Origin of the sequence: Streptomyces sp. AN091965, assembly GCF_022698285.1 — a bacterium.
Classification (GTDB): Bacteria; Actinomycetota; Actinomycetes; order Streptomycetales; family Streptomycetaceae; genus Streptomyces.
Window position 1 is genome coordinate 5,329,316 of the sequence record NZ_JALDMY010000001.1, and the last position, 20,591, is coordinate 5,349,906.

16 protein-coding genes and 1 tRNA gene are annotated in these 20,591 nt (G+C 72.5%); 8 read left to right on the forward strand and 9 right to left on the reverse strand.

Translation table 11 applies throughout. From position 1 onward, the window contains the following. Positions 1-61: 61 nt before the first annotated feature. Together MQV74_RS22605 and MQV74_RS22610 are read left to right on the forward strand one after the other, a co-directional pair. Entirely contained in the window at positions 62-1,348 is a 1,287-nt protein-coding gene (locus MQV74_RS22605) for an amidohydrolase family protein (protein WP_242720368.1), read from the forward strand. Between the two features lie 60 nt (positions 1,349-1,408). Further along, the gene (locus MQV74_RS22610; protein ID WP_242720370.1) at positions 1,409-2,338 is read left to right on the forward strand and encodes an FkbM family methyltransferase; all 930 of its coding nucleotides are present in this window, start codon (positions 1,409-1,411) and stop codon (positions 2,336-2,338) included. Between the two features lie 30 nt (positions 2,339-2,368). Here MQV74_RS22610 and MQV74_RS22615 read toward each other — a convergent pair whose 3' ends face one another. The 5 genes from MQV74_RS22615 to MQV74_RS22635 all read right to left on the reverse strand — a co-directional run bounded on the left by MQV74_RS22615 (position 2,369) and on the right by MQV74_RS22635 (position 10,775). Continuing rightward, positions 2,369-2,962, reverse strand: a complete 594-nt coding sequence (locus tag MQV74_RS22615; protein WP_242720372.1) for a CDP-alcohol phosphatidyltransferase family protein — start codon at positions 2,960-2,962, stop codon at positions 2,369-2,371. A 572-nt stretch (positions 2,963-3,534) separates the two neighbouring features. Further along, complete coding sequence (locus tag MQV74_RS22620; protein ID WP_242720373.1) at positions 3,535-4,296, reverse strand: glycosyltransferase family 2 protein; 762 nt, start codon at positions 4,294-4,296, stop codon at positions 3,535-3,537. 533 nt (positions 4,297-4,829) lie between these two features. After that, a complete protein-coding gene (locus tag MQV74_RS22625; RefSeq protein ID WP_242720375.1) occupies positions 4,830-8,930 on the reverse strand; it encodes an nSTAND1 domain-containing NTPase in 4,101 nt (1,366 codons plus the stop codon). A 726-nt stretch (positions 8,931-9,656) separates the two neighbouring features. Then, positions 9,657-9,730: transfer RNA gene (locus MQV74_RS22630), tRNA-Pro, on the reverse strand. 109 nt (positions 9,731-9,839) lie between these two features. After that, a complete protein-coding gene (locus MQV74_RS22635; RefSeq protein WP_242720377.1) occupies positions 9,840-10,775 on the reverse strand; it encodes a metallophosphoesterase in 936 nt (311 codons plus the stop codon). Between the two features lie 131 nt (positions 10,776-10,906). On the opposite strand from MQV74_RS22635, the gene MQV74_RS22640 reads away from it, so the two are divergent. Beyond that, complete coding sequence (locus tag MQV74_RS22640) at positions 10,907-11,374, forward strand: GatB/YqeY domain-containing protein (RefSeq protein ID WP_242720379.1); 468 nt, start codon at positions 10,907-10,909, stop codon at positions 11,372-11,374. 98 nt (positions 11,375-11,472) lie between these two features. On the opposite strand, the gene MQV74_RS22645 is transcribed toward MQV74_RS22640, so the two are convergent. Next, positions 11,473-13,761, reverse strand: a complete 2,289-nt coding sequence (locus MQV74_RS22645) for a transglycosylase domain-containing protein (protein WP_242720381.1) — start codon at positions 13,759-13,761, stop codon at positions 11,473-11,475. A 439-nt stretch (positions 13,762-14,200) separates the two neighbouring features. On the opposite strand from MQV74_RS22645, the gene MQV74_RS22650 reads away from it, so the two are divergent. Beyond that, on the forward strand, positions 14,201-14,545 hold the full coding sequence (locus MQV74_RS22650) for a WhiB family transcriptional regulator (protein WP_171075821.1): 345 nt from the start codon (positions 14,201-14,203) through the stop codon (positions 14,543-14,545). A 112-nt stretch (positions 14,546-14,657) separates the two neighbouring features. Here MQV74_RS22650 and MQV74_RS22655 read toward each other — a convergent pair whose 3' ends face one another. Together MQV74_RS22655 and MQV74_RS22660 are read right to left on the reverse strand one after the other, a co-directional pair. Continuing rightward, on the reverse strand, positions 14,658-16,025 hold the full coding sequence (locus MQV74_RS22655; protein ID WP_242720383.1) for an ArsA family ATPase: 1,368 nt from the start codon (positions 16,023-16,025) through the stop codon (positions 14,658-14,660). A gap of 49 nt (positions 16,026-16,074) precedes the next feature. Then, complete coding sequence (locus MQV74_RS22660) at positions 16,075-17,049, reverse strand: ArsA-related P-loop ATPase (RefSeq protein WP_242720385.1); 975 nt, start codon at positions 17,047-17,049, stop codon at positions 16,075-16,077. An 82-nt stretch (positions 17,050-17,131) separates the two neighbouring features. On the opposite strand from MQV74_RS22660, the gene MQV74_RS22665 reads away from it, so the two are divergent. The 4 genes from MQV74_RS22665 to MQV74_RS22680 all read left to right on the forward strand — a co-directional run bounded on the left by MQV74_RS22665 (position 17,132) and on the right by MQV74_RS22680 (position 19,655). Then, positions 17,132-17,293 carry a DUF4177 domain-containing protein gene (locus MQV74_RS22665; protein WP_242720387.1) on the forward strand — a complete coding sequence of 54 codons (162 nt, stop codon included), beginning with the start codon at positions 17,132-17,134 and terminating at the stop codon, positions 17,291-17,293. Positions 17,294-17,349: 56 nt separating this feature from the next. Further along, complete coding sequence (locus MQV74_RS22670; RefSeq protein WP_242720389.1) at positions 17,350-17,805, forward strand: RidA family protein; 456 nt, start codon at positions 17,350-17,352, stop codon at positions 17,803-17,805. 103 nt (positions 17,806-17,908) lie between these two features. Beyond that, on the forward strand, positions 17,909-18,775 hold the full coding sequence (locus tag MQV74_RS22675; RefSeq protein WP_242720390.1) for an NUDIX hydrolase: 867 nt from the start codon (positions 17,909-17,911) through the stop codon (positions 18,773-18,775). Between the two features lie 49 nt (positions 18,776-18,824). Beyond that, positions 18,825-19,655 (forward strand): MBL fold metallo-hydrolase, encoded by an 831-nt coding sequence (locus MQV74_RS22680; protein WP_242720392.1) that lies wholly within the window; start codon positions 18,825-18,827, stop codon positions 19,653-19,655. Here the strand turns inward: MQV74_RS22680 and MQV74_RS22685 are convergent. After that, the gene (locus MQV74_RS22685; RefSeq protein ID WP_242720394.1) at positions 19,652-20,476 is read right to left on the reverse strand and encodes a nucleotidyltransferase domain-containing protein; all 825 of its coding nucleotides are present in this window, start codon (positions 20,474-20,476) and stop codon (positions 19,652-19,654) included. The genes MQV74_RS22680 and MQV74_RS22685 overlap by 4 nt on opposite strands. Positions 20,477-20,591: the final 115 nt, after the last annotated feature.

Below are 20,591 nucleotides of genomic sequence, written 5' to 3' on the forward strand. Positions count from 1 at the left end.
TGGGTCGTCAGATACGGCATCGGGCGCGGCCCGGTCGAACCGGCGGGCAGGGAGCTGCGGCATGAGCGGCAACGTGAGCGGCAACAACGGCACCGGCGTGGGCGATGACCCGGGCGGCCCTGGGTCCGGGGCGCGGGACGTCCCCCGGGTCATCAGCGTGGACGACCACGTGATCGAGCCCGCGCACCTCTTCGCGACCTGGCTTCCGGCCAAGTACCGCGACAAGGGCCCCCAGCCCTTCACCGCCGGGATCGGAGAGCTGGAGTACGTGGGCGGGAAGTACCGCTTCACCACCGATCCGGACGGCCAGATCACCGACTGGTGGCGGTACGAGGGCGAGGTCTTCCCGTACAAGCGGATCATCGCCGCCGTGGGCTTCTCCCGGGACGAGATGACGCTCGACGGCATCACGCGGGAGCAGATGCGGCGCGGGTGCTGGGACCCCAAGGCGCGCCTGGAGGACATGGACCTCAACCACGTCGAGGCCTCGCTGTGCTTCCCCACCTTCCCGCGGTTCTGCGGGCAGACGTTCGCGGAGGCACGGGACAAGGAGGTCGCCCTGGCCTGCGTCCGCGCGTACAACGACTGGATGGTGGAGGAGTGGTGCGGGGACAGCGGCGGGCGGCTGATCCCGCTGTGCCTCATCCCGCTGTGGGACGTGGGGCTCGCCGTGGCGGAGATCCGGCGGAACGCCGCGCGCGGGGTGCGGGCGGTGACGTTCTCCGAGATCCCGACCCATCTGGGATTGCCGTCGATCCACTCCGGGTACTGGGACCCGTTCTTCGCCGCGTGCGAGGAGACGGGCACGGTCGTGAACATGCACATCGGGAGCAGCTCCCAGATGCCCGCCGCCTCGCCGGACGCGCCGCCCGCCGTCCAGGCCGCGCTGTCCTTCAACAACGCGATGGCCTCGATGATGGACTTCCTGTTCTCGGGCGTCCTGGTGAAGTTCCCACGGCTCAAACTCGCCTACAGCGAGGGGCAGATGGGCTGGATCCCGTACGCCCTGGAGCGCGCGGACGACGTGTGGGAGGAGCACCGCGCCTGGGGCGGGGTGCGCGACCTGGTCCCCGAACCCCCGTCCTCGTACTACTACCGACAGGTCTTCTGCTGCTTCTTCCGCGACCGGCACGGCATCGAGGCCATCGAGACCGTCGGCGTGGACAACGCGACCTTCGAGACCGACTACCCGCACGTCGACTCGACGTGGCCGCACACGAAACGGGTGGCGGCCGAGCACGTCGGCGGCCTGTCCGCGGACGTGGCCTACAAGCTGCTGCGCGGAAACGCGATTCGTATGCTGGACCTGCCGTTCGATCAGGATCGGACGGCCGCGGCCACCGCCTGACCCCGACCCCGGGGGCGGCCCGCCGCGGTCCGCGTGGCCCCCGTGGGAAAGGCGAGTGCGATGAGCAGCGGCAGCACGGTGTCGGAGGTCCTGGCCACGCTCGGCCGACGGTACGTGCGCGACGCTCCGGGCACCCTCGGCAAGGCCGCGCTCGCGACCCGGTATCTGAACCCCTGGCTGCGGGAGCACCCCCGTGAGCGGGTGGTCGAGTCGGTTTTCGGCGCCCGCTTCGCGGTCGACACGCGGGACCTCATCCAGCGCTACCTCTATCTGTTCGGCGTCTGGGAGCCGCACATGTCGCGCTGGCTGCGGGGCCGCCTGCGCCCCGGCGACGTCTTCGTGGACGTCGGCGCGAACATCGGCTACTTGAGCGTCCTGGGGGCCCGCCTCGTCGGCGAAGGGGGGCGCGTGGTGGCCGTCGAGGCCTCGCCCGAGTTCCACCGGCGCGTGCTGTTGCACCGGGAGTTGAACGGCTGCGCCAACATCCGGGCGGTCAACGCGGCCGTCTCGGACCGCAGGCGGAAGCTCACCTTCGTCCTCGCCAGCACCCACAACATGGGCGCGAACAGCGTCGTTCCGTGGGACGGGCCCGTCGCGTCCCGCTTCGAGACGGAGGCCGTCCCGCTGCCCGAGCTCCTGGAGCCGGACGAGATCGCGCGGGCCCGGGTCATCAAGGTGGACGTCGAGGGGGCCGAGGGCGGCGTCGTCCGGGGCCTCGCCCCCGTCCTCGACCGGCTCCGGCCGGACGTGGAGATCGCCGTGGAGGTCACCCCGGAGCGGATGGCACAGCTCGGCGACGACGTGGACGAGCTCCTGGCGACCATGCGTGCCCACGGGTTCCACACGTACCGCCTGCTCAACGACTATGCGCCGGGCAGCTATCCGGCGGCCGTACGGTACGCGGGCGACGGTCCGCTCCGGTGGCGCGGGCCGGTCCGCGAGGAGACCGACCTGATCTTCTCGCGCGTGGACGCGGAGGCCTTGGAGTGAGGCCGGGCCGCGTGGCCGCGCGGGCCCGCGCTACGCGGGCGCGGTGCTCCGCCGCAGCCGCCGCACCTGCGTCGTGTAGAGCGCGGCCGACCACCAGTAGAGGGCCGCGCCCCACAGGGCGAGCGCCCAGCCGCAGACGCGGGCCGCGTCGGCGACCGGGCCGTCCCCGCTCGCCAGGAGGAGCAGGGGGAAGGCGTACATCAGGTTGAAGGTGGCCGCCTTCCCCATGAAGTTCACCTGGAGCGGGCCGTATCCCCTCCTGCGCAGGGCGGCGACGTTGAACACCATGAAGACGTCGCGCGCGAGGAGCAGGACGAGGAACCACCAGGGAACGACGTCCCGCAGCAGAAGGGCGAGCAGCGTGGACGCCGTGTAGAGGCGGTCCGCCGCGGGGTCGAGGACCTGGCCGAGGCGGGTGATCTGGTTCCATCTGCGGGCCAGTTTGCCGTCGAGGTAATCCGTCGCGCCGCTGAGCGCGAGGAGGGCGACGGCCCATCCGTCGCGATTCGGATTTCCGAAGCAGGGCTGAAGGACGAGCCAGAGGAATACGGGAACCCCGGCGACCCGCAGTGCGCTCAGCGCGTTGGGGATCGTGAGTACCCGGTCGAATCCTGCACGCGCCACCGAGGTGCCTCCGAAAATCCCTGGCCCGGATCGTTTTGTCCTGATCCTGTTCATCGGCCGATCGGGGATCCTACCAGGGCGGTGTGGTCCGGTTCCTGGCCCGGAGGGGGGAAAAGCCGTGGTCAGAGGCTATGTGGGAGGCTGTGTGCCGATCGAGCCGCCTCCGTAAATCGGTGCATACTGCATCTTGTATTGCATAGGCTCCCATTCGGCGTGAGCGGCCGAGCGCGGGCCGAGATCCTTGGCCGTGGGCTCGACGGCCCGTATTGCCCGGCAGGCAAAGCGCGCGCGATGGCGTTCTTTTCCTGAAGGGGGGCTTCCTGAAGAGGAAGCGCAGGGCCGTGGCGGCCCCGGCAATGATCCGATCGGCATCGGAACGAAGAGCTCCGACAGCGCCGCGCCCGCGAACTCCGATAGCGCCGCCCTCGCGAACTCCGACGGAACCGTGACGGCGGACTCCGACGGAACCGCGCCCGCGAACTCCGGCGGAACCGTGACAGCGGACTCCTGCGGCACCGCGTCGGCAATTCCGGCGGAGGCTCCCGGTATGGCGGAAGCCGCTCCCCGAGGGGTCAGGCCACCCCGGGCGCGTACCGCCACTGGAAGTGCGAGAGCGCTCTGGCCCGCGACTCCACGACCGCCATCCGCGCGGCGTGCTCCGCCGTCTCGGTGTGCGCGGCCTGGCCCGTGACCTGCCCCTCCCACTTGCGGTAGAGCAGCCCGACCTCGGCGGAGAACCAGCCGCGGGCCACCGAGCCCAGGGCCAGCAGCAGGCCGGTGTCCTCCGAGGCGGGCAGCGCCATCCAGCCGCCCAGGGCGACGAGCAGATCGCGGCGCACGCAGAGCGAGGCGGGGTGGACCGGGGCGCGGAAGCCGTTCGCCTTCCAGAGGTCGAGGACGGCCGCGCGCTCGATCGGGCCGTGGTCGGGGTCGCCGGGGAAGCCCGCCGTGGACCCGTCCGGAAGCAGGTCGAGGACGCGCGACGTCGCCCAGCCGAGCGTGCCGTCCGCCTCCAGGGCCGCCAGGTCGCGGGCGAGCGCGCCGGGTTCGAGCTGGTCGTCGGCGTCGAGGACCTTCACGTACGGCCCTTCGGCGTGGGCGAGGGCGAGGGTGCGGGCGACTCCGGGGCCGCCGGGGCGCCCCTGCCGGAAGGTCACCCGCTCGTCGTCGGGCACGTGGGGGGCGACCAGGTCGCTCTTGCCGTCCTCCTGGATCAGCCAGTGCCACTCCCAGCCGGCGGGCAGCTCCTGCGCGCGGATCGACGCGTACGCGTCCGGCAGGAAGCGGGCGGACGGTGCGTGGACAGCGGTGATGATGGTGACGCGCTGGCACATGACCCTCACCCTACGACTCCGCGAGAGGCTCCGACGAGGGGGTGGGCGGCCGCGCGGAAAGTCCTCGGCCGGTGAATGCGGGGACGGCTTGGGCAACTTGGCGCGGGCGCGGCGCGCCGGTTCGGGGAAAGGTGCCGTACGCGTTATCGCTGGCGGCGCTGGATCGCTTCGGGCCGACCGTTGTTGAGGTTGCAACGGAGTCGTTGTCGAGGGTGCAACGGCGCCGGGGGCCGCTGTTGCATAAGTTCACGGCGGAAGCCTTGCATGCAACAGGAAAGTATCTTTTGCCCGCGCCAGGGGGTGACAGCTGTGGCCAGTGAAAAACGCTGAGTAATTAGGGGTCTTGTAGGGGGGTGCGGGGCGGTGCCCGGATATGGAAGAACCCGATCGCTGGCGACGGGGGATGCACCAGCGATCGGGTTGTCCCCAACCTTAACAAGGTCGCTTGCGTATGGGGAGTGAACTTTCCCCTAAAGATGCCGAGTTGTGATCGGGATCACGGCGGCGATCCGCAACCGGGGTGGAACACGGCGTTACTTCGCGCACGGCGGCTCATACGAGAGCCGGGGCAGATACTCGCGCCAATTCTCCGGCGTCAGGACCCCGCGCGTCGTCGAGCAGATACGGCGAATTGCCGTGTCGGCGTCCAGATTCCAGAGCCGCACGGTATCGGGGCCGCTCGAAACTCCGAGCATGCGCCCTTGCGGGCTGAACGACAGGAAACTGCCCGTCTTGGCGTTGGGGCTCATCGACTGCCCGATGGGGGCGGCCTCGGACGGGTGGGTGAGGTCCCAGAGCCGGACCGTGTTGTCGTTGCCGCCGCTCGCCAGGGTGCGGCCGTCCCGGCTGAACGTCAGGGACACGAGCGCGTCGGTGTGCCCGGTCAGCGGGGAGCCGCGGGGGGCCGCCCTGCGGGGGTCCGTGACGTCCCAGAGCCGGACCGTGCCGTCGTCGCTGCCGCTGGCGAGCGTCCGGCCGTCGGGGCTGTGGGCCAGGGTGTTGATGGGGCCCAGATGACCCTTGAGGGGCTTGCCGAGCGGTGTGGCGTGACGGCGGTCGGCCACGTTCCACAGCCGGATGGTGCCGTCCGAGCTGGCGCTGGCGAGCGTCCGCCCGTCCTTGCCGAAGGCAAGGTCGTTGACGTAGCCCTTGTGGCCGGTGAGCGGGGCGCCGAGCCGTCGGGGTCGCTGCGGTTCCGCGACGTCCCACAGCTGGATGGTGCGGTCCTCGTAGGCGGTCGCGAGGGTGCGCCCGTCCCGGCTGAAGGCCAGCGCGGCCGCGAACCGCGTCCGCAGCTCCACCGGTTCCCCGTACGACACGGGGCGAGCGGGGTCGGAGACGTCCCACAGCTGTACGGCGCGGCTTCCCGTGAGCACCGCGAGGGTGCGGCCGTCGGGGGAGAACGCGGGCGCGCGCACGGCGCCTTCGCCGGGCTCGAAGGGCTTGCCGAGGGCCACGGGGCGGGTGGGCCGCTCCACGTTCCACAGCCGGATCTTCTCGTCGCGGGCGACCGTGGCGAGCACCTTGCCGTCGGGCCGGAACACTCCGATGCGGCCGATCATGTCCGAGGTCGGGATCGACCACAGCCGGACCTTGTTGTCGCCGCTCCCGGTGGCCAGGGTGCGGCCGTCCGGGCTGAAGCCGAGCGCGTACATCTCCCCGCTGCTGCCCGCGAGCGGCTCGCCGACCTGCGAAGGGTGCGCCGCGTCCCGGACGTTCCACAGGCTCGCCGTACTGTCCGCGCTGGCGGCGGCGAGCATCGTCCCGTCGCGGTTGAAGGCCACGGACCACACGGGGCCCGTGTGGCCGGTGAGCGGCGGGCCGAGCGCGCGAGCCCGGCGCGGCTCCGCGACGTCCCAGAGCCGGACCGTGTTGTCCGAGCTGCCGCTGGCCAGCGTCTTGCCGTCGGGGCTGAAGGCCAGTGAGTGCACCGTGTCCTTGTGGACGTGCAGCACCCTGCCGATCGGCTTCGGGCGGCTCGGGTCGGCCGTCGACCACAGCCGGACGGCGCCGTTGTCGCCGCCGGCCGCGAGGGTCCGCCCGTCGGGGCCGAACGCCACGGAGCGCACCGGCGCGGTGTGCCCGGTCAGCGTGGCGAGCGCCTTCGGGCGCCGCGGGTCCCGCACGTTCCACAGCCGTACGGTGCGGTCCTCGCCCGCGGAGGCGAGGGTGCGCCCGTCCGGGCTGAAGGCCACCAGATAGATCGTGCCGCGGTGGCCGGTCACGGGCGTGCCGAGCGCGCGCGGACGCCGGGGGTCCGTGATGTCCCACAGCCGGATCGTGCCGTCGTCCGCGGCGCTGGCGAGGGTCTTGCCGTCCGGGCTGAAGACGGCGCTGCTCACCCAACTCGTGTGCCCGGTCAGGGGCTTGCCCAGCGGCTTGGGCCGGGACCGGTCGGACACGTCCCACAGCCGGACCGTACGGTCGTAGCTCGCGGTGGCGAGGAGCCGCCCGCCGGGGTGGAACGAGGTGAGGTAGACGGCGCCGGTGTGGCCCGTGAGCGGGGTGGCCAGGGGCGCGTTGACGATCGAGATCAGCCGGTTCATCGTGCCCTGGTCGGTGGGGCGCAAGCGGTGGGCCACCAGGTCGAGTTGGGCGGACAGCGAGGGGTCGTTGCTCTGCGCGCGGTCGGCCGCCGCGGTCACCTGGGCGAATATCGCGTCGTTCCGCTCGGACACCGCGTCGTCCCGCTGCTGCCAGGCGACCACCGCGGAGACGGCCGCGAGCATCGCGAGGACGAGCAGGGTCGACACCGCGCCGCGTCTGAGCCGGACCGTCCGCTTGCGCAGCCCCGTCGACGCCGCCAGGAAGTCCACCGCGCTCCGCGTCAGGAACGTGTCCTCGGCGGACTCCGCCCAGGTGCACGCCTGCTCCAGACGCGAGCCGCGGTACAGCAGCGACGCGTCGCGGTCGGACTCCTCCCAGGTCCTGCTGTCCTCTTCGAGCCGCTGGCGCAGCAGATGGTCGTTGCGGTCCTCGTCGATCCAGTCGCGCAGCCGCGGCCAGGCGTGCAGCAGCGCCTCGTGGGTGATCTCCACGGTCTCCGCGTCGAGCGTCACCAGGCGGGCGCGGGCCAGCGCTTCGAGCGACTCCTCGGTCTTGTTGGGGTTGGTCGACTCCTCGGCGAGCTGGCGCCGCGTGCCCCGTCTGCGGGTGGCCTGGGTGTCCTCGCCGAGCCGTACGAGCCGCAGCAGGAGCAGCCGCGCGGCCGTCCGCGCCGCCGAGTCGAGGTCGGACCAGGCGCGCTCGGCGGTCGCCGCGACCGCGCCCTGGATCCCTCCGGCCGCGCGGTACCCGGCCAGCGTGAGGCGTCCGGCCTTCCGCCGCTGCCAGGTGGCGAGCAGGGCGTGGGAGAGCAGCGGAAGCACACCCGTGTCATGGGCCCCGCGCGGCCCGTCCGTACTCACTTCGCGGACGATGAGCTCGGCGAGCCCCGGTTCGAGTTCGAGGCCCACGGCCTTGGCCGGGCCGGTCACCGCGTTGCGCAGCTCGGCGGTGGTCAGCGGCCCGAGCACCATGTGCCGGTGCTGGAGGGCGTCGGCCAGCTCGGGGTGGGCGAGGCACTCCTCGTAGAAGTCGGCGCGGACACCGAGGACGACGAGCGCGGGCGCGGGCTCGGTTTCACCCGCCCCGGCCGCCCCCGCTGCCCCGGATGCCGCCGCTGCCCCCGTCGCTCCGGTCTCGCCGGGCGAGCACGCGGCGTGCAGCACCTGGACGAAGGTGCGCCGGGCCGTCTCGTCGGCGCAGAGGGTGAACGCCTCCTCGAACTGGTCGACGATGACGACCGGCCGGGCCTCGGAGGCCGTCCCGCGCCGCGCCCACGTCGTGACGCACTCCCTGACCGCGTCCGCGAACCCGGGCGTGCCGGGCGCGCCCGGGCTCTCCTCGCCCGCCTGTGCCGCCTGCTCCTCCGCGGCGGCGACCACGGGCGCCAGCTCGGGTATGAGCGCGGTCAGCTCGGCGAGGGGGTCGGGGCCCGGCACGAGGTGCAGCACCCGGGCCGCCCGGCCTTCGCCGTCGCCGAGCGCTCCGCCGCGCAGGGTGGGCACGAGCCCGGCGTTCAGGAGCGACGACTTCCCCGCGCCCGAGGCGCCCACGAGCATCACCAGGCCGCCGGTCGTCCGCGCCGCGCGGAGCTGGGCGAGCAGCGCGTCCGTGCTCCGCTCCCGGCCGAAGAACCACTGCGCGTCCTGCTGGCGGTACGAAGCGAGCCCCCGGTACGGGCACACGCTGGGGACCGGGGCTTCGACGAGGGGGCGTTCCTCCTCGCCCGCGGCCGCGGCGGTGTCGCCGACCGGGTCGGCCACCGCGCGCTCCCACAGGCGCTGCCACTGCGCGAGGTCGTACAGACCCGGAGACACCGGCGTCGTGCGGACGCGGCGGGCCTCGGGGACGAGGACGTGCAGGACCGCCGCGAGGGCGGTGAACTGGGCGGGCACGTTCTTGGCCCGCCGCCAGTCGCTGATCCGCTGCGCGGACACGCGCACGGGGCGGCCTCGCTCATCGACCCGTTGCAGTCGGGCAACCGCCTCGGCAACACGTTTCAGGGGAGGGTTTCCGGCCTCCTGGTACAGCAGCGCGAGACGTTCCGCGAAGGCTGTGCGTGCCCCTGAGTCGGAGCTCAAGGCCTCCACCCCTTTACTTCCGCCGCACCTGGACTTCCGGACCGGAAAACTCACTCTATACGGCTGACCTGCGGCTGAGCGGACCGGACGGAACCGGATCCTCCTCAGCGACCGCCGTAGTTGGCAGGATCGCGGCAGGGGCGAAGCAACCACGCGGCGTCAGGGCAGGCCACCGGCCCTGCGCCTGGAGAGGCAACTGATGGCGCTGCAACTTCCTGGCTGGTTTTTGCTGGAGTTACGGAGCGGTGGCGAGGGTCTCGCCATGCCCCGTCGGACGACGTGTGCGCCCGGTCACACCCGGACCGCTCCGACGTCGGCCGCGGGCCTCGGCTCTCTCCGATCCGCGCCGCCACGGCGCGGGGCGACATCGCCCATGTCGTTTGGTACCGGTCCCCACGAGGGGAGGGACCGGTGCCGAAACGACCCCCCGCCCCCAGGGCCCTCCCGCCCGCACACACGCTTCCCCCACGCCCCGGCCCCGGCCTCCGCTCCCGCGGGCCCCGCGCCCCACACGGCCCTCAACGACTCCGGCTGGGGCCCGTGCCGCCCCCGCCCGAAACGCCGCCACCCGCAGGGGGTGTGAGACACCCGGGCCCTCGAAGGCCCGTCGACGGCCGCGCCGCAACAGGCACACCCCGTCGGCCGCACCCCGGCGGACATCCTCAGCAGGCACACGCCCACGTAAAACAGATCAGGCCCGGCCTCCCGAAGGAGACCGGACCTGATACTCAGCTGTCGGGGTGGCGGGATTTGAACCCACGACCTCTTCGTCCCGAACGAAGCGCGCTGCCAAGCTGCGCCACACCCCGATGTCGATGCTCCGCTGCCTGTCAGCTCTGCTGCGCAGGTCGCGGCGACATCGATTACTTTAGCGGACCGGTGGCCGGAGACGAAATCCGGTTTTCCGGAGGGCGTGGGTCAGGGCCGGGCGGGGCGCTCCGTGAGGGTCAGGAGCGTGGCCTCGGGCGGGCAGGCGAAGCGCAGCGGGGTGTAGCGGTTGGCGCCGCAGCCGGCGGAGACGTGGAGGTAGGAGGTGTGGCCTCCGGCCTCGTGCGTGGAGAGGCCCTTCACGCGGTCCGTGTCCAGGTCGCAGTTGGTGACGAGGGCCCCGTAGAAGGGGATGCAGAGCTGGCCGCCGTGGGTGTGGCCCGCGAGGACCAGCGGGTAGCCGTCGGCGGTGAAGGCGTCCAGGGACCGGAGGTAGGGGGCGTGCACGACGGCCATCGAGAAGTCGGCACTGGTGTCGGGGCCGCCCGCGACCTGCTCGTACCGGTCCCGCTTGATGTGCGGGTCGTCCACGCCGGTGAGCGCGATCTCGTAGCCGTCGATCTTGAGGGTGCCCCGGGTGTTCGTGAGGTTGACCCAGCCCGCGGCGTCGAAGCCGTCGCGCAGGTCCTCCCAGTCGATGTGGACGACGCCCACCGCGGGCGGGTTGCCGTTCAGACCGTGGCGGCCCTGGACCTTCTCCAGCAAGTACCGGGCGGGGTTGCGGGGTTTGGGCCCGTAGTAGTCGTTCGAGCCGAAGACGTACGCCCCGGGGAAGGCCATCAGCGGGCCCAGTGAGTCCAGGACCTCGGGGATGCCCTCCGGGTCCGACAGGTTGTCGCCCGTGTTGATCACGAAGTCGGGGCGCAGGCCCGCGAGCGAGCGCAGCCAGCGCTGCTTCTTGCGCTGTCCGGACACCATGTGGATGTCCGAGACCTGGAGCACGCGCAGCGGCCGCATCCCCGGCGGCAGTACGGGAACGGTCACCCGCCTCAGCCGGAACAAGCGGGTCTCGATGCCCACGGAGTAGGCGATTCCGGCCGCGGCCGTCGCCGTGATTCCCAGAGGTACTGCGTATCGCGCGCGCATGCCTCCATCGTGTCAGACCCGGTGCGTCCCGTCGGTGGCGAGGGCCGGGGGCGGGCGGGCCACGGACGGGCCCGGGCCGCCGCCCGGAAATGAAGGGGCCGACCGGGCTGCCCACCTGCCACAATTGCCCCATGACCACGCTCAAGTCGAAGCTTCAGGCCGACCTCAACGCCGCGATCAAGGGACGCGACGAGCTGCGCTCCTCGACGCTGCGGATGACGCTCGCCGCCGTGACGAAGGAGGAGGTCGCGGGCAAGGAGAAGCGCGAGCTCTCCGATGACGAGGTGCAGAAGGTGATCACCCGCGAGGCGAAGAAGCGCCGCGAGGCGGCCGACGCCTTCGCCCAGGGCAACCGCCCCGAGCAGGCCGAGCGCGAGCGCGCCGAGGGCGAGGTCCTCGCCGAGTACCTGCCCAAGCAGCTCTCCGACGACGAGCTGGAGCGGATCGTCGCCGAGGCCGTCGCCGAGGCGAAGGCCGCGGGCGCGGAGGGCCCCCGGGCCATGGGCCAGGTCATGAAGACCGTGAACCCGAAGGTGGCGGGCCAGGCCGAGGGCGGCCGCGTCGCTGCCACGGTCAAGCGCCTCCTCGCGGGCGGCTGACCACTGCCCTTCCCGGACCGCACGACACGGGGGCGGCCCCTGAGCCCGAGCTCAGGGGCCGCCCCCGTCAACGTGTGGCCTTCCGCGGGCCGCCGGCCTCAGTCGCGTCCGCGCCGCCCGCCGTCGCCCCGGCCGCCGTGGCCAGTGCCGCCGTTGTCGTTGCCGCCGATGATGTCCGGCCAGGGGTTCCCGCCGCCGTTGCCGTTGCCACCGCCGCCACCCGGCCTGCCGTCGTCCCCGTTGTCGCCGTCGTCGCCGTTGCTTCCGTCGTCACCGCCGCCGTCGCCGTTCCCGCCGCCGTCGTGGCCGTCGTGGTCGTCACGGTCCCGGTCGCCCGGCAGCCGGACCGTGTCGAAGCGCGGGTCGGGCTTGCCGGAGAGGGCGCCGCTCATGGCGTCGCGCCAGATCGGTCCCGGCACCTCGCCACCGAAGACCTTGCCGTAGCCGCGGCCGCCGATGGAGATGTCGATCATCTTGCGCTCGTGGGCCGGGTCGCCGACCCAGACCGCGCCCGACATGTTCGGGGTGTAGCCCGCGAACCAGGCCGCGTACCGGTAGTCGGTGGTACCCGTCTTGCCCGCGCTGTCGCGGGAGCCGAGGCCCGCCTGCCTGCCGGTGCCGTCCTCGACCACGCCCTTCAGGAGGGTGTTGATCGTGTCGGCGGTCCGCTCCGACATCGCCCGCGAGCACGTCGACTTCGGCACCGGGAGGGACTTGCCCGCGATCGTGCTGATCGACTCGATGGCGATCGGCGTGCAGTACCTGCCGCGCGCCGCGAACGTCGCGTACGCGCTCGCCATCGTCAGCGGCGACACCTCCTGGGTGCCGAGCGCGATCGACGGGGCCTGGTCCATCGGCTTGCCGTTGGCCCGCTCGACGCCCATCTTCCCGGCCATCTCGGTGACCGGACAGATGCCGAGCTCACCGATCATCTGCACGAAGTAGGTGTTGACCGACTTCGCGGTGGCCTCCCGCAGCCGGTAGGGGCCGACCTCGGCCTCGTTCTCGTTGGTGAGCTTCTGGTTGCCGGTGTTCCGCCACGTCTTGCCGTCGCAGGCCGCGACGCTCGACGGGTACGGCATCTCGTACGGGGCCGAGTAGCGCTTGCCCGCTGACATGCCGCGCTCCAGGGCGGCGGCGGCCACGATCGGCTTGAACGTCGAACCGGGCTGGTAGCCCGCGCCGCCGCCCATCGCGTCGTCCACGGACAGATTGATCTCGGTCTCGTTCTTGCCGTAGCCGAAGGGGCGCGACTGGCCCATGCCGAGGATCTTGCCGGTGCCCGGCTCGACGATGGTCGCGGCGGTCGCCACCTCGTCGGTCTGGTAGACGTGATCCTTTATCGAGGACTGCACCGAACGCTGGGTCTGCGGGTCGAGGGTCGTCCTGATCCGCAGGCCGCCGCGGTTCCAGAGCTTGGCCCTGGCCTCCTTGGTCCTGCCGAAGGCCGGGTCGTTCTTGAAGACCTTCTCGACGTATTTGCAGAAGAACCCGGCGCCCTTCACGGCGGTGATGCAGCCGTTCTTGGGGCGGCTCACGTCCAGGCCGAGCCGGGTCTCCTTGGCGCGGTCGGCCTCGGCCTGCGAGATGTCGTGGGTGTCGGCCATGCGCTGGAGCACGACGTTGCGCCGCTGCTTGGCCTCCGTCGCGTCGTTCACCGGGTCGTAGCGGCTCGGGGACTGCACGATGCCCGCGAGCAGCGCGGCCTCCTGCAGCTTGAGGTCCTTGGCCGGCTTGGAGAAGTAGCGCTGGGACGCGGCCTCGACGCCGTACGCGGCCTGACCGAAGTACGTGATGTTCAGGTAGTTCTTGAGGATCCGCTTCTTGCCGAGCTCCTCCTCGACCTGGATCGCGTACTTCAGTTCGCGGATCTTGCGGCCGAGCGTTTGCTGGGTGGCCTCGGCGACCTTCGCGGGGTCGTCACCGGCCTCCTCCACGAAGACGTTCTTCACGTACTGCTGCGTGAGCGTCGAGGCGCCCTGGGAGACGCCGCCGCTCTGCGCGTTCTGGTTCAGCGCGCGCAGGATGCCCTTGAGGTCCACCGCGCCGTGCTCGTAGAACCGCGCGTCCTCGATGGCGACGATCGCCTTCTGCATGTACGGGGAGATGCGCTTCAGCGGCACCACGGTGCGGTCGCGCGAGTACACGGTGGCGATGGGGCCGCCCGCGGAGTCCAGGATGGTCGTGCGCTGGCTCAGCGGCGGCTGCTTCAGGTTCGCCGGGATCTCGTCGAAGCCCTCGACCGATCCCTTGGCCGCGAGCCCGATCACTCCCGCGGCGGGCAGCGCGATCCCGGCGAGCACCGCGCCCGCGAGCACGCTGACGCCCAGGAACTTGGCGGTCTGCTGCGCAGGGGACAGACCACCGCCCGATCGCTTGTTTCCCATGGGGGGCAGCCTACGTTCTGATTCGCCGGACAGGCGTATATGCCTTGGCCTAAGCTGCTCTCAACTGTCACAGCAGTGCGGTCCCGCACCACGTTCTACGTCGGCCTTTCCCCGTTCGTTCAGCGTTTGTCGAATGCGGCTCGGTTACCGCCCGTATACGGCCGGTCCGTCGGAACCCCGTCCGGGTCCGCCCCATGCGTCGTCCCGTGTCCGCTGTGGCTCAACTGAACTGCCCGTGTTTGCCGGGTTGGTCGCGCATGTCGCCAGCTCACTCCGTCGGGTGATCTGCCGCTTACGCATAGTCCGTTCGGGCCATTCAAGATTGGGCCCGAAGGGGGTGTTGCGCTGTGCCCACCTTCCGTAACGTCCTCAACTGGCGGCGGTGAATATGCCGCTGCCGCCGTGGGGGAGCCTCGATTCGGGAGAGGACGGCGCCGGTATGGGCTGGGTAACCGACTGGAGTGCGCAGGCCGCCTGCCGCACTACCGATCCGGATGAACTGTTCGTACAAGGAGCAGCGCAGAACAGGGCCAAGGCGGTGTGCACCGGCTGCCCGGTGCGGACCGAGTGCCTGGCCGACGCGCTGGACAACCGCGTCGAGTTCGGCGTGTGGGGCGGAATGACGGAGCGCGAGCGCCGTGCGCTGCTGCGCAGGCGCCCCACCGTCACCTCGTGGCGCAGGCTCCTTGAGACAGCGCGCTCCGAGTACGAGCGCGGCGCGGGCCTGCTGCCCGTGGACTTGGACGACGAGGAGACGTACGAGAGCTACGCGGCCGTGGGCTGAGCCCACGTCACGCGGATCGGCTGACCGGCTCCCAGGGGTGCCGCCTCGCTCGGGCGGCCCCGGAGCCGTGCCGGGCCACCGGTGCCTTCGGGGTGCCGTCAGGGCGCCGGGCTCACGCAGCCCCGGCGGGTCCTGCGGTGCCGTGCGCCGCCGCGAGCTGCTCGCCGATGGCGCGCAGGCCCGCGAGGTCGTGCACATCACCCGGCAGCGCGGCCACCTCGGCCACCGCCACCTCCGGGTGGAGCGCGGTGAAGCGGTCACGCGTGTGCTGCTCCCGGGCGATCAGACGCATCCGCTCCGCGTGCAGCCGCAGCAGGCCCGCGGTGAGCCGCTCGACGGCAGGGTCGGCGGACGCGTCGGCGGCCGACGGGGCCGATCCGGGTGCTGGTGCGGGCTCGGGCCCTTCGGGCGGGGTGCCGGTGGACGCTGAACTGCCGGGGGCCTCAGAAGAAGGGGGAGCCGCTGAGGCGGGGGTCTCGGAGGAGGGAGCCTCAGAGGAGCTACGCCCTCCAACCTTCCCGTCCTCCTGATCCACAATGCCGCGCTCCTCAAGATTTTCGGCGGCCGCGAGCGCCCGCTCCGCCGAGAGTCCTGCCGCGCCGCTGCCGTGCACGCGGTTCAGCACGAGACCCGCCAGCGGCATGTCGTCCGCCGCGAGCCGCTCCACGAAGTACGCCGCCTCCCGCAGCGCGTCCCGCTCCGGCGACGCCACCACGAGGAACGCCGTGCCCGGCGCCTGCAGCAGCCGGTAGGTGGCGTCCGCGCGCTTGCGGAAGCCGCCGAACATCGTGTCCATCGCCGCGACGAAGGTCTGTACGTCCCGCAGCAGCTGGCCGCCGAGCAGCTTGCCCAGGGCGCCCGTCATCATCGACATGCCGACGTTCAGGAACTTCATCCCGGCCCGGCCGCCCACCTTCGCCGGGGCCATCAGGAGCCGGATCAGCTTGCCGTCGAGGAAGGAGCCGAGCCGCTTGGGCGCGTCCAGGAAGTCCAGGGCCGAGCGCGAGGGCGGCGTGTCCACGACGATCAGGTCCCAGTCGTCCCGGGCCCGCAGCTGCCCCAGCTTCTCCATCGCCATGTACTCCTGCGTGCCCGCGAAGCCCGCCGAGAGCGACTGGTAGAAGGGGTTGGACAGGATCGCCTTCGCGCGCTCCTTGTCCGCGTGCGCCTCGACGATCTCGTCGAAGGTGCGCTTCATGTCGAGCATCATGGCGCACAGCTCGCCCTCGCCCTTGACGTCCTCCACGCGCCGGGGCACGTTGTCCAGCGAGTCGATCCCCATGGACTGCGCGAGGCGGCGCGCGGGGTCGATCGTCAACACCACGACGGAGCGCCCCCGTTCGGCGGCGCGCAGCCCCAGGGCCGCCGCCGTCGTGGTCTTGCCGACGCCCCCCGAGCCGCAGCACACCACGATGCGCGTCCTGCGGTCGTCGAGCAGCGCGTCTACGTCGAGCGGGTCACGTGCCGGATCGAGGCTCATGAGTTCCTTGGCTTCCGGGAGTGTGCTTCCGGGCGGGGTCGGCGGGAGGTCACGCGACCCCCTGGTGGCGCAGCTCCTTGGCGAGTTCGTACAGGCCCGCCAGGTCCATCCCGTCGGCCAGCAGGGGCAGTTCGTGCCGGGGCAGGTCGAGACCGGCGAGGACGGCGCGCTGGGAGGCCTCCAGGGCGTGCCGTGCGGCGTACTCGGACGCCTGGTCCAGGAGCGGGTCGACGAGCCGCCCGGCGGCGCCGCGGGCCCCGCCGAGTCCCGCGGCCGCGAGGGAGCGCGCGAGGGCGGTGCGGGGGGTGCGCTCCAGGCCGAGGTCGAGCGCGGCCTCGTCGAGGAGCGCCGGGCGCACCATGTTCACGATCACGCGGCCCACGGGCAGGCCCGCGGCGCGCAGCTCGGTGATGCCGTCGGCGGTCTCCTGGACGGGCATCTCCTCCAGGAGCGTCACCAAGTGCACTTCCGTCTCGGGGGACTTGAGGACGCGCATCACGGCCTGGGCCTGGTTGTGTATCGGGCCGATCTTGGCGAGCCCGGCGACCTCGTCGTTCACGTTCAGGAAGCGCGTGATGCGGCCGGTGGGCGGCGCGTCCATGACCACGCAGTCGTACGCGTACCGCCCGTTCTTGTCCTTGCGGCGGACGGCTTCGCAGGCCTTGCCGGTGAGGAGCACGTCCCGCAGGCCCGGTGCGACCGTCGTCGCGAAGTCCACGGCGCCGAGCTTCTTCAGGGCGCGGCCCGCGCCGCCGAGTTTGTAGAACATCTGGAGGTAGTCGAGCAGCGCCAGTTCCGCGTCGATGGCCAGGGCGTACACCTCCCCGCCGCCGGGGGCCACGGCGATCTTCCGCTCCTCGTACGGAAGCGCTTCCGTCTCGAAGAGCTGCGCGATGCCCTGTCTGCCCTCGACCTCCACGAGGAGGGTGCGCCTGCCCTCGGTCGCGAGGGCGAGCGCGAGGGCCGCGGCGACCGTGGTCTTGCCGGTACCGCCCTTGCCGCTGACGACCTGGAGCCTGCTCACGTCTTCGAGCCTAACCAGTCCCCTCGCGGGCTACGCATGAGGCTGTCCATAGCAGGCCGGTCCCAGGCATTACAGTCGCCGTATGACCAAGTGGGAATACGCAACCGTGCCGCTGCTCGTCCATGCCACGAAGCAGATCCTGGACACCTGGGGCGAGGACGGCTGGGAGCTCGTCCAGGTCGTCCCGGGCCCGAACAATCCGGAGCAGCTGGTGGCCTATCTGAAGCGCGAGAAGCAGCTGTGAGCGGCGCGGCGCGCAGCGCCTCCGTTGAGGGTGGCGGTGGGCGACGGGAGGGAAGGGTGGAGGCGAAGCTGGCGGAGCTCGGGCACACGCTGCCCGCGGTCGTCCCGCCGCTCGCGGCGTACCAGCCGGCCGTGCGGTCCGGCGTGTACGTGTACACGGCCGGGCAGCTGCCCATGGTGGACGGCAAGCTGCCCGTCACCGGCAAGGTCGGCGCCGAGGTCACGCCCGAGGAGGCCAAGGACCTGGCCCGGCTGTGCGCGCTCAACGCCCTGGCGGCCGTGAAGTCCGTCGCGGGCGACCTGGACCGGATCGCCCGGGTCGTGAAGGTCACCGGCTTCGTCGCCTCGGCCCCCGACTTCACCGGCCAGCCCGGCGTGCTCAACGGCGCGAGCGAGCTGCTCGGCGCGGCCCTCGGCGACGCGGGCGTGCACGCGCGCAGCGCGGTGGGCGTGGCGGTGCTCCCGCTGGACGCCCCGGTGGAGGTCGAGATCCAGGTCGAGCTCAAGCCGTAGCGCCACGGGTGGCCGGGCGGCGGCCCCGCCCCGCCCGGCCACCCGCCCCGGGCGCCGACAGGTGACCCTCGAACATCCGCGCCACCTCGGATAGCCTCCGCCCATGGCAGATGGGCAGTGGTACCCCCCGGAGTGGCCCGACCGCGTCCGCGCCCTCGCGAGCGGCGAGCTGACCCCGGCGCCCCCGCGTCCCGCCGCGACGGTGCTGCTCCTGCGGGACACCCCCGAGGGCCCGGAGGTGCACATGCTCCGGCGCCGTACGTCGATGCCCTTCGCGGCGGGCGCGTACGCCTACCCCGGCGGTGGCGTCGACCCCCGCGACCACGAGCGCGCCGTCCGCTGGGCGGGTCCGCCGCGCGCCGCCTGGGCCGCCCGGCTCGGCGTCGACGAGGCCGCGGCGCAGGCCACGGTGTGCGCGGCCGTCCGCGAGACGTACGAGGAAGCCGGTGTCCTGCTCGCGGGCCCCGGACCGGACTCGGTCGTCGGCGACACCACGGGCGACGACTGGGAGGCCGACCGCAGGGCCCTCGTGGCCCGCGACCTGTCCTTCGCCGAGTTCCTCGACCGCCGCGGCCTGGTGCTGCGCAGCGACCTCCTGGGCGCCTGGGCCCGGTGGATCACCCCGGAGTTCGAGCCGCGCCGTTACGACACGTTCTTCTTCGTGGCCGCGCTCCCGGCGGGCCAGCGCACCCGCAACGCCTCCACGGAGGCCGACCGCACGGAGTGGCTGAGCCCCGCGACGGCCGCCGCCCGCTACGACCGCGGCGAACTCGTCATGATGCCGCCGACCATCGCCACGCTGCGTCGGCTGGCCCCGCACCGGGCCGCCGCCGAGGCGGTGGCCGCGGCCGCCGGTCACGACCTCACCCCCGTCCTGGCCCGGGCCCGCCTGGAGGACGGGGAGCTGGTGCTCTCCTGGCCGGGCCACGAGGAGTTCACCAAGCACATCCCCTCCGGCGGCGCGGCATGACCGCGCCGCCCGCGCCGACCACCCCGATGCCGACGGGAGCCATCCCCGCATGACCGAAGCAGCGGCCCTGCCGGGCCAGCCACGTGGCGGGGTGCTCAGCGGCCCCGCCACCGCCCGCGCCGTCAACGTCCTCGCCCCCAACCCGTCCGCGATGACCCTGGACGGCACCAACACCTGGGTCGTCGCCGAACCGGACTCCGACCTCGCGGTCGTCATCGACCCGGGCCCCCTGCACGAAGGGCACCTCGCCGAGGTCGTGGCGACCGCCGAGCGCGCCGGGAAGCGGGTCGCGCTCACCCTCCTCACGCACGGCCACCCCGACCACGCCGAGGGCGCCGCCCGCTTCGCCGAGCTGACCGGCAGCGAGGTCCGCGCCCTCGACCCGGAGCTGCGCCTGGGCGGCGAGGGCCTCGCCGCCGGTGATGTGATCACCACCGGGGGCCTGGAGCTGCGCGTCGTACCGACGCCGGGCCACACGGCCGACTCGCTCTGCTTCCACCTCCCGGCCGACCGGGCCGTCCTGACGGGCGACACGATCCTGGGGCGCGGCACCACGATGGTCGCCCACCCCGACGGCCGGCTCGGCGACTATCTGGACTCGCTGCGCAGGCTGCGCTCGCTGACCGTCGACGACGGCGTGCACACGGTCCTGCCCGGTCACGGCCCGGTCCTGGAGGACGCCCAGGGGGCGGTCGAGTTCTATCTGGCGCACCGCGCCAGCCGCCTCGCGCAGGTGGAGACGGCCGTCGAGAACGGCTGCACGACGGCGTCCGACGTCGTGGCGCACGTGTACGCGGACGTGGACCGCTCCCTGTGGCCCGCGGCGGAGCTTTCGGTGCACGCGCAGCTGGAGTACCTCAAGGAGCACGGCCTGATCTAGCCCCAGGGCCCCGGTGTCTTCACGCCGTGCCGCGCGGTGTACTCCGCCGCGAGCCACGGCCCGAGCGTGTCCGTGAGCTCGCGCGGCACACCGGGGTCGGCCACGGGCTCGTACGCCACGGCGGCGGCCGTCCGCATCCGGTCGGCCCACTCGGGGTAGTAGCGGCCGAACACCTCCGCCATCTCGGAGAGTTCGCCGGTCCAGCCGCGCCAGCGGGGCATGACGAGCGTGAAGCCGGTGCGGACCAGGCGCCGGGAGACCGTCCGGCACACGGCTCGCAGGGCCGTGTCGTCGCCCGCGGCCGCGGCGGCGGCGAGGCGCTCGCGCCAGGACGGGAGCAGCGCGGCCAGATCGCCGTTGGTCTGCCGGGCGAGCCGGCCGTCGGGCCGGTAGCGGGGCAGGAATTCGGCCAGGTCCGCACCGAGCAGCGGCGTGCAGAGGCAGGCCAGGAACCAGCCGTGGTCGTACGTCTCGTGCTCGCTCAGGACGCGTGCGCGGCTCAGGAGCAGGATGCCGACGCCGTCGACCTCCGTGAACTCCTCGTCGACGGCGGCGGACAGAGCGCGCGCGTCGGCGCGGTCGGTGTCGTTCGGCTCCTCGCGCAGGACGAGCAGGAGGTCCAGGTCGGAGCGGTGGACGCGGGCGGTGCCGCGCGGCACGGAGCCGTACAGATAGGCGCTGTCGAGCCGCTTGCCGAAGACGTCCGCGACCCGGTCGCGCGCGGCGGCGACGACGGGCCGGAAGGCGTCCGGGATCCGTCCCAGGGAGCCCTCGCGCTCGATGTACCCCTGGCTGTCGAGACCGCGGCTGACGGGAGTCATGGGGCCACTGTGCAGGGTGGGTGCCCCCGGGGCACGCACTTTTCCGGGGCGGCACGGCGGGGCGTACGCCGAACGCACCGTGCCCGGTGGGCGCGGTGCGTTCGGTACGGCGTAC

What these genes read in the sequence shown, in the direction of transcription:
- MQV74_RS22605 (WP_242720368.1), top strand. Translation starts at nt 62, where the DNA reads ATGAGCGGCAACGTGAGCGGCAACAACGGCACCGGCGTGGGCGATGAC.
- MQV74_RS22610 (WP_242720370.1), top strand. Translation starts at nt 1,409, where the DNA reads ATGAGCAGCGGCAGCACGGTGTCGGAGGTCCTGGCCACGCTCGGCCGA.
- MQV74_RS22620 (WP_242720373.1), bottom strand. Translation starts at nt 4,296, where the DNA reads ATGTGCCAGCGCGTCACCATCATCACCGCTGTCCACGCACCGTCCGCC.
- MQV74_RS22635 (WP_242720377.1), bottom strand. Translation starts at nt 10,775, where the DNA reads ATGCGCGCGCGATACGCAGTACCTCTGGGAATCACGGCGACGGCCGCG.
- MQV74_RS22640 (WP_242720379.1), top strand. Translation starts at nt 10,907, where the DNA reads ATGACCACGCTCAAGTCGAAGCTTCAGGCCGACCTCAACGCCGCGATC.
- MQV74_RS22645 (WP_242720381.1), bottom strand. Translation starts at nt 13,761, where the DNA reads ATGGGAAACAAGCGATCGGGCGGTGGTCTGTCCCCTGCGCAGCAGACC.
- MQV74_RS22650 (WP_171075821.1), top strand. Translation starts at nt 14,201, where the DNA reads ATGGGCTGGGTAACCGACTGGAGTGCGCAGGCCGCCTGCCGCACTACC.
- MQV74_RS22655 (WP_242720383.1), bottom strand. Translation starts at nt 16,025, where the DNA reads ATGAGCCTCGATCCGGCACGTGACCCGCTCGACGTAGACGCGCTGCTC.
- MQV74_RS22665 (WP_242720387.1), top strand. Translation starts at nt 17,132, where the DNA reads ATGACCAAGTGGGAATACGCAACCGTGCCGCTGCTCGTCCATGCCACG.
- MQV74_RS22675 (WP_242720390.1), top strand. Translation starts at nt 17,909, where the DNA reads ATGGCAGATGGGCAGTGGTACCCCCCGGAGTGGCCCGACCGCGTCCGC.
- MQV74_RS22680 (WP_242720392.1), top strand. Translation starts at nt 18,825, where the DNA reads ATGACCGAAGCAGCGGCCCTGCCGGGCCAGCCACGTGGCGGGGTGCTC.
- MQV74_RS22685 (WP_242720394.1), bottom strand. Translation starts at nt 20,476, where the DNA reads ATGACTCCCGTCAGCCGCGGTCTCGACAGCCAGGGGTACATCGAGCGC.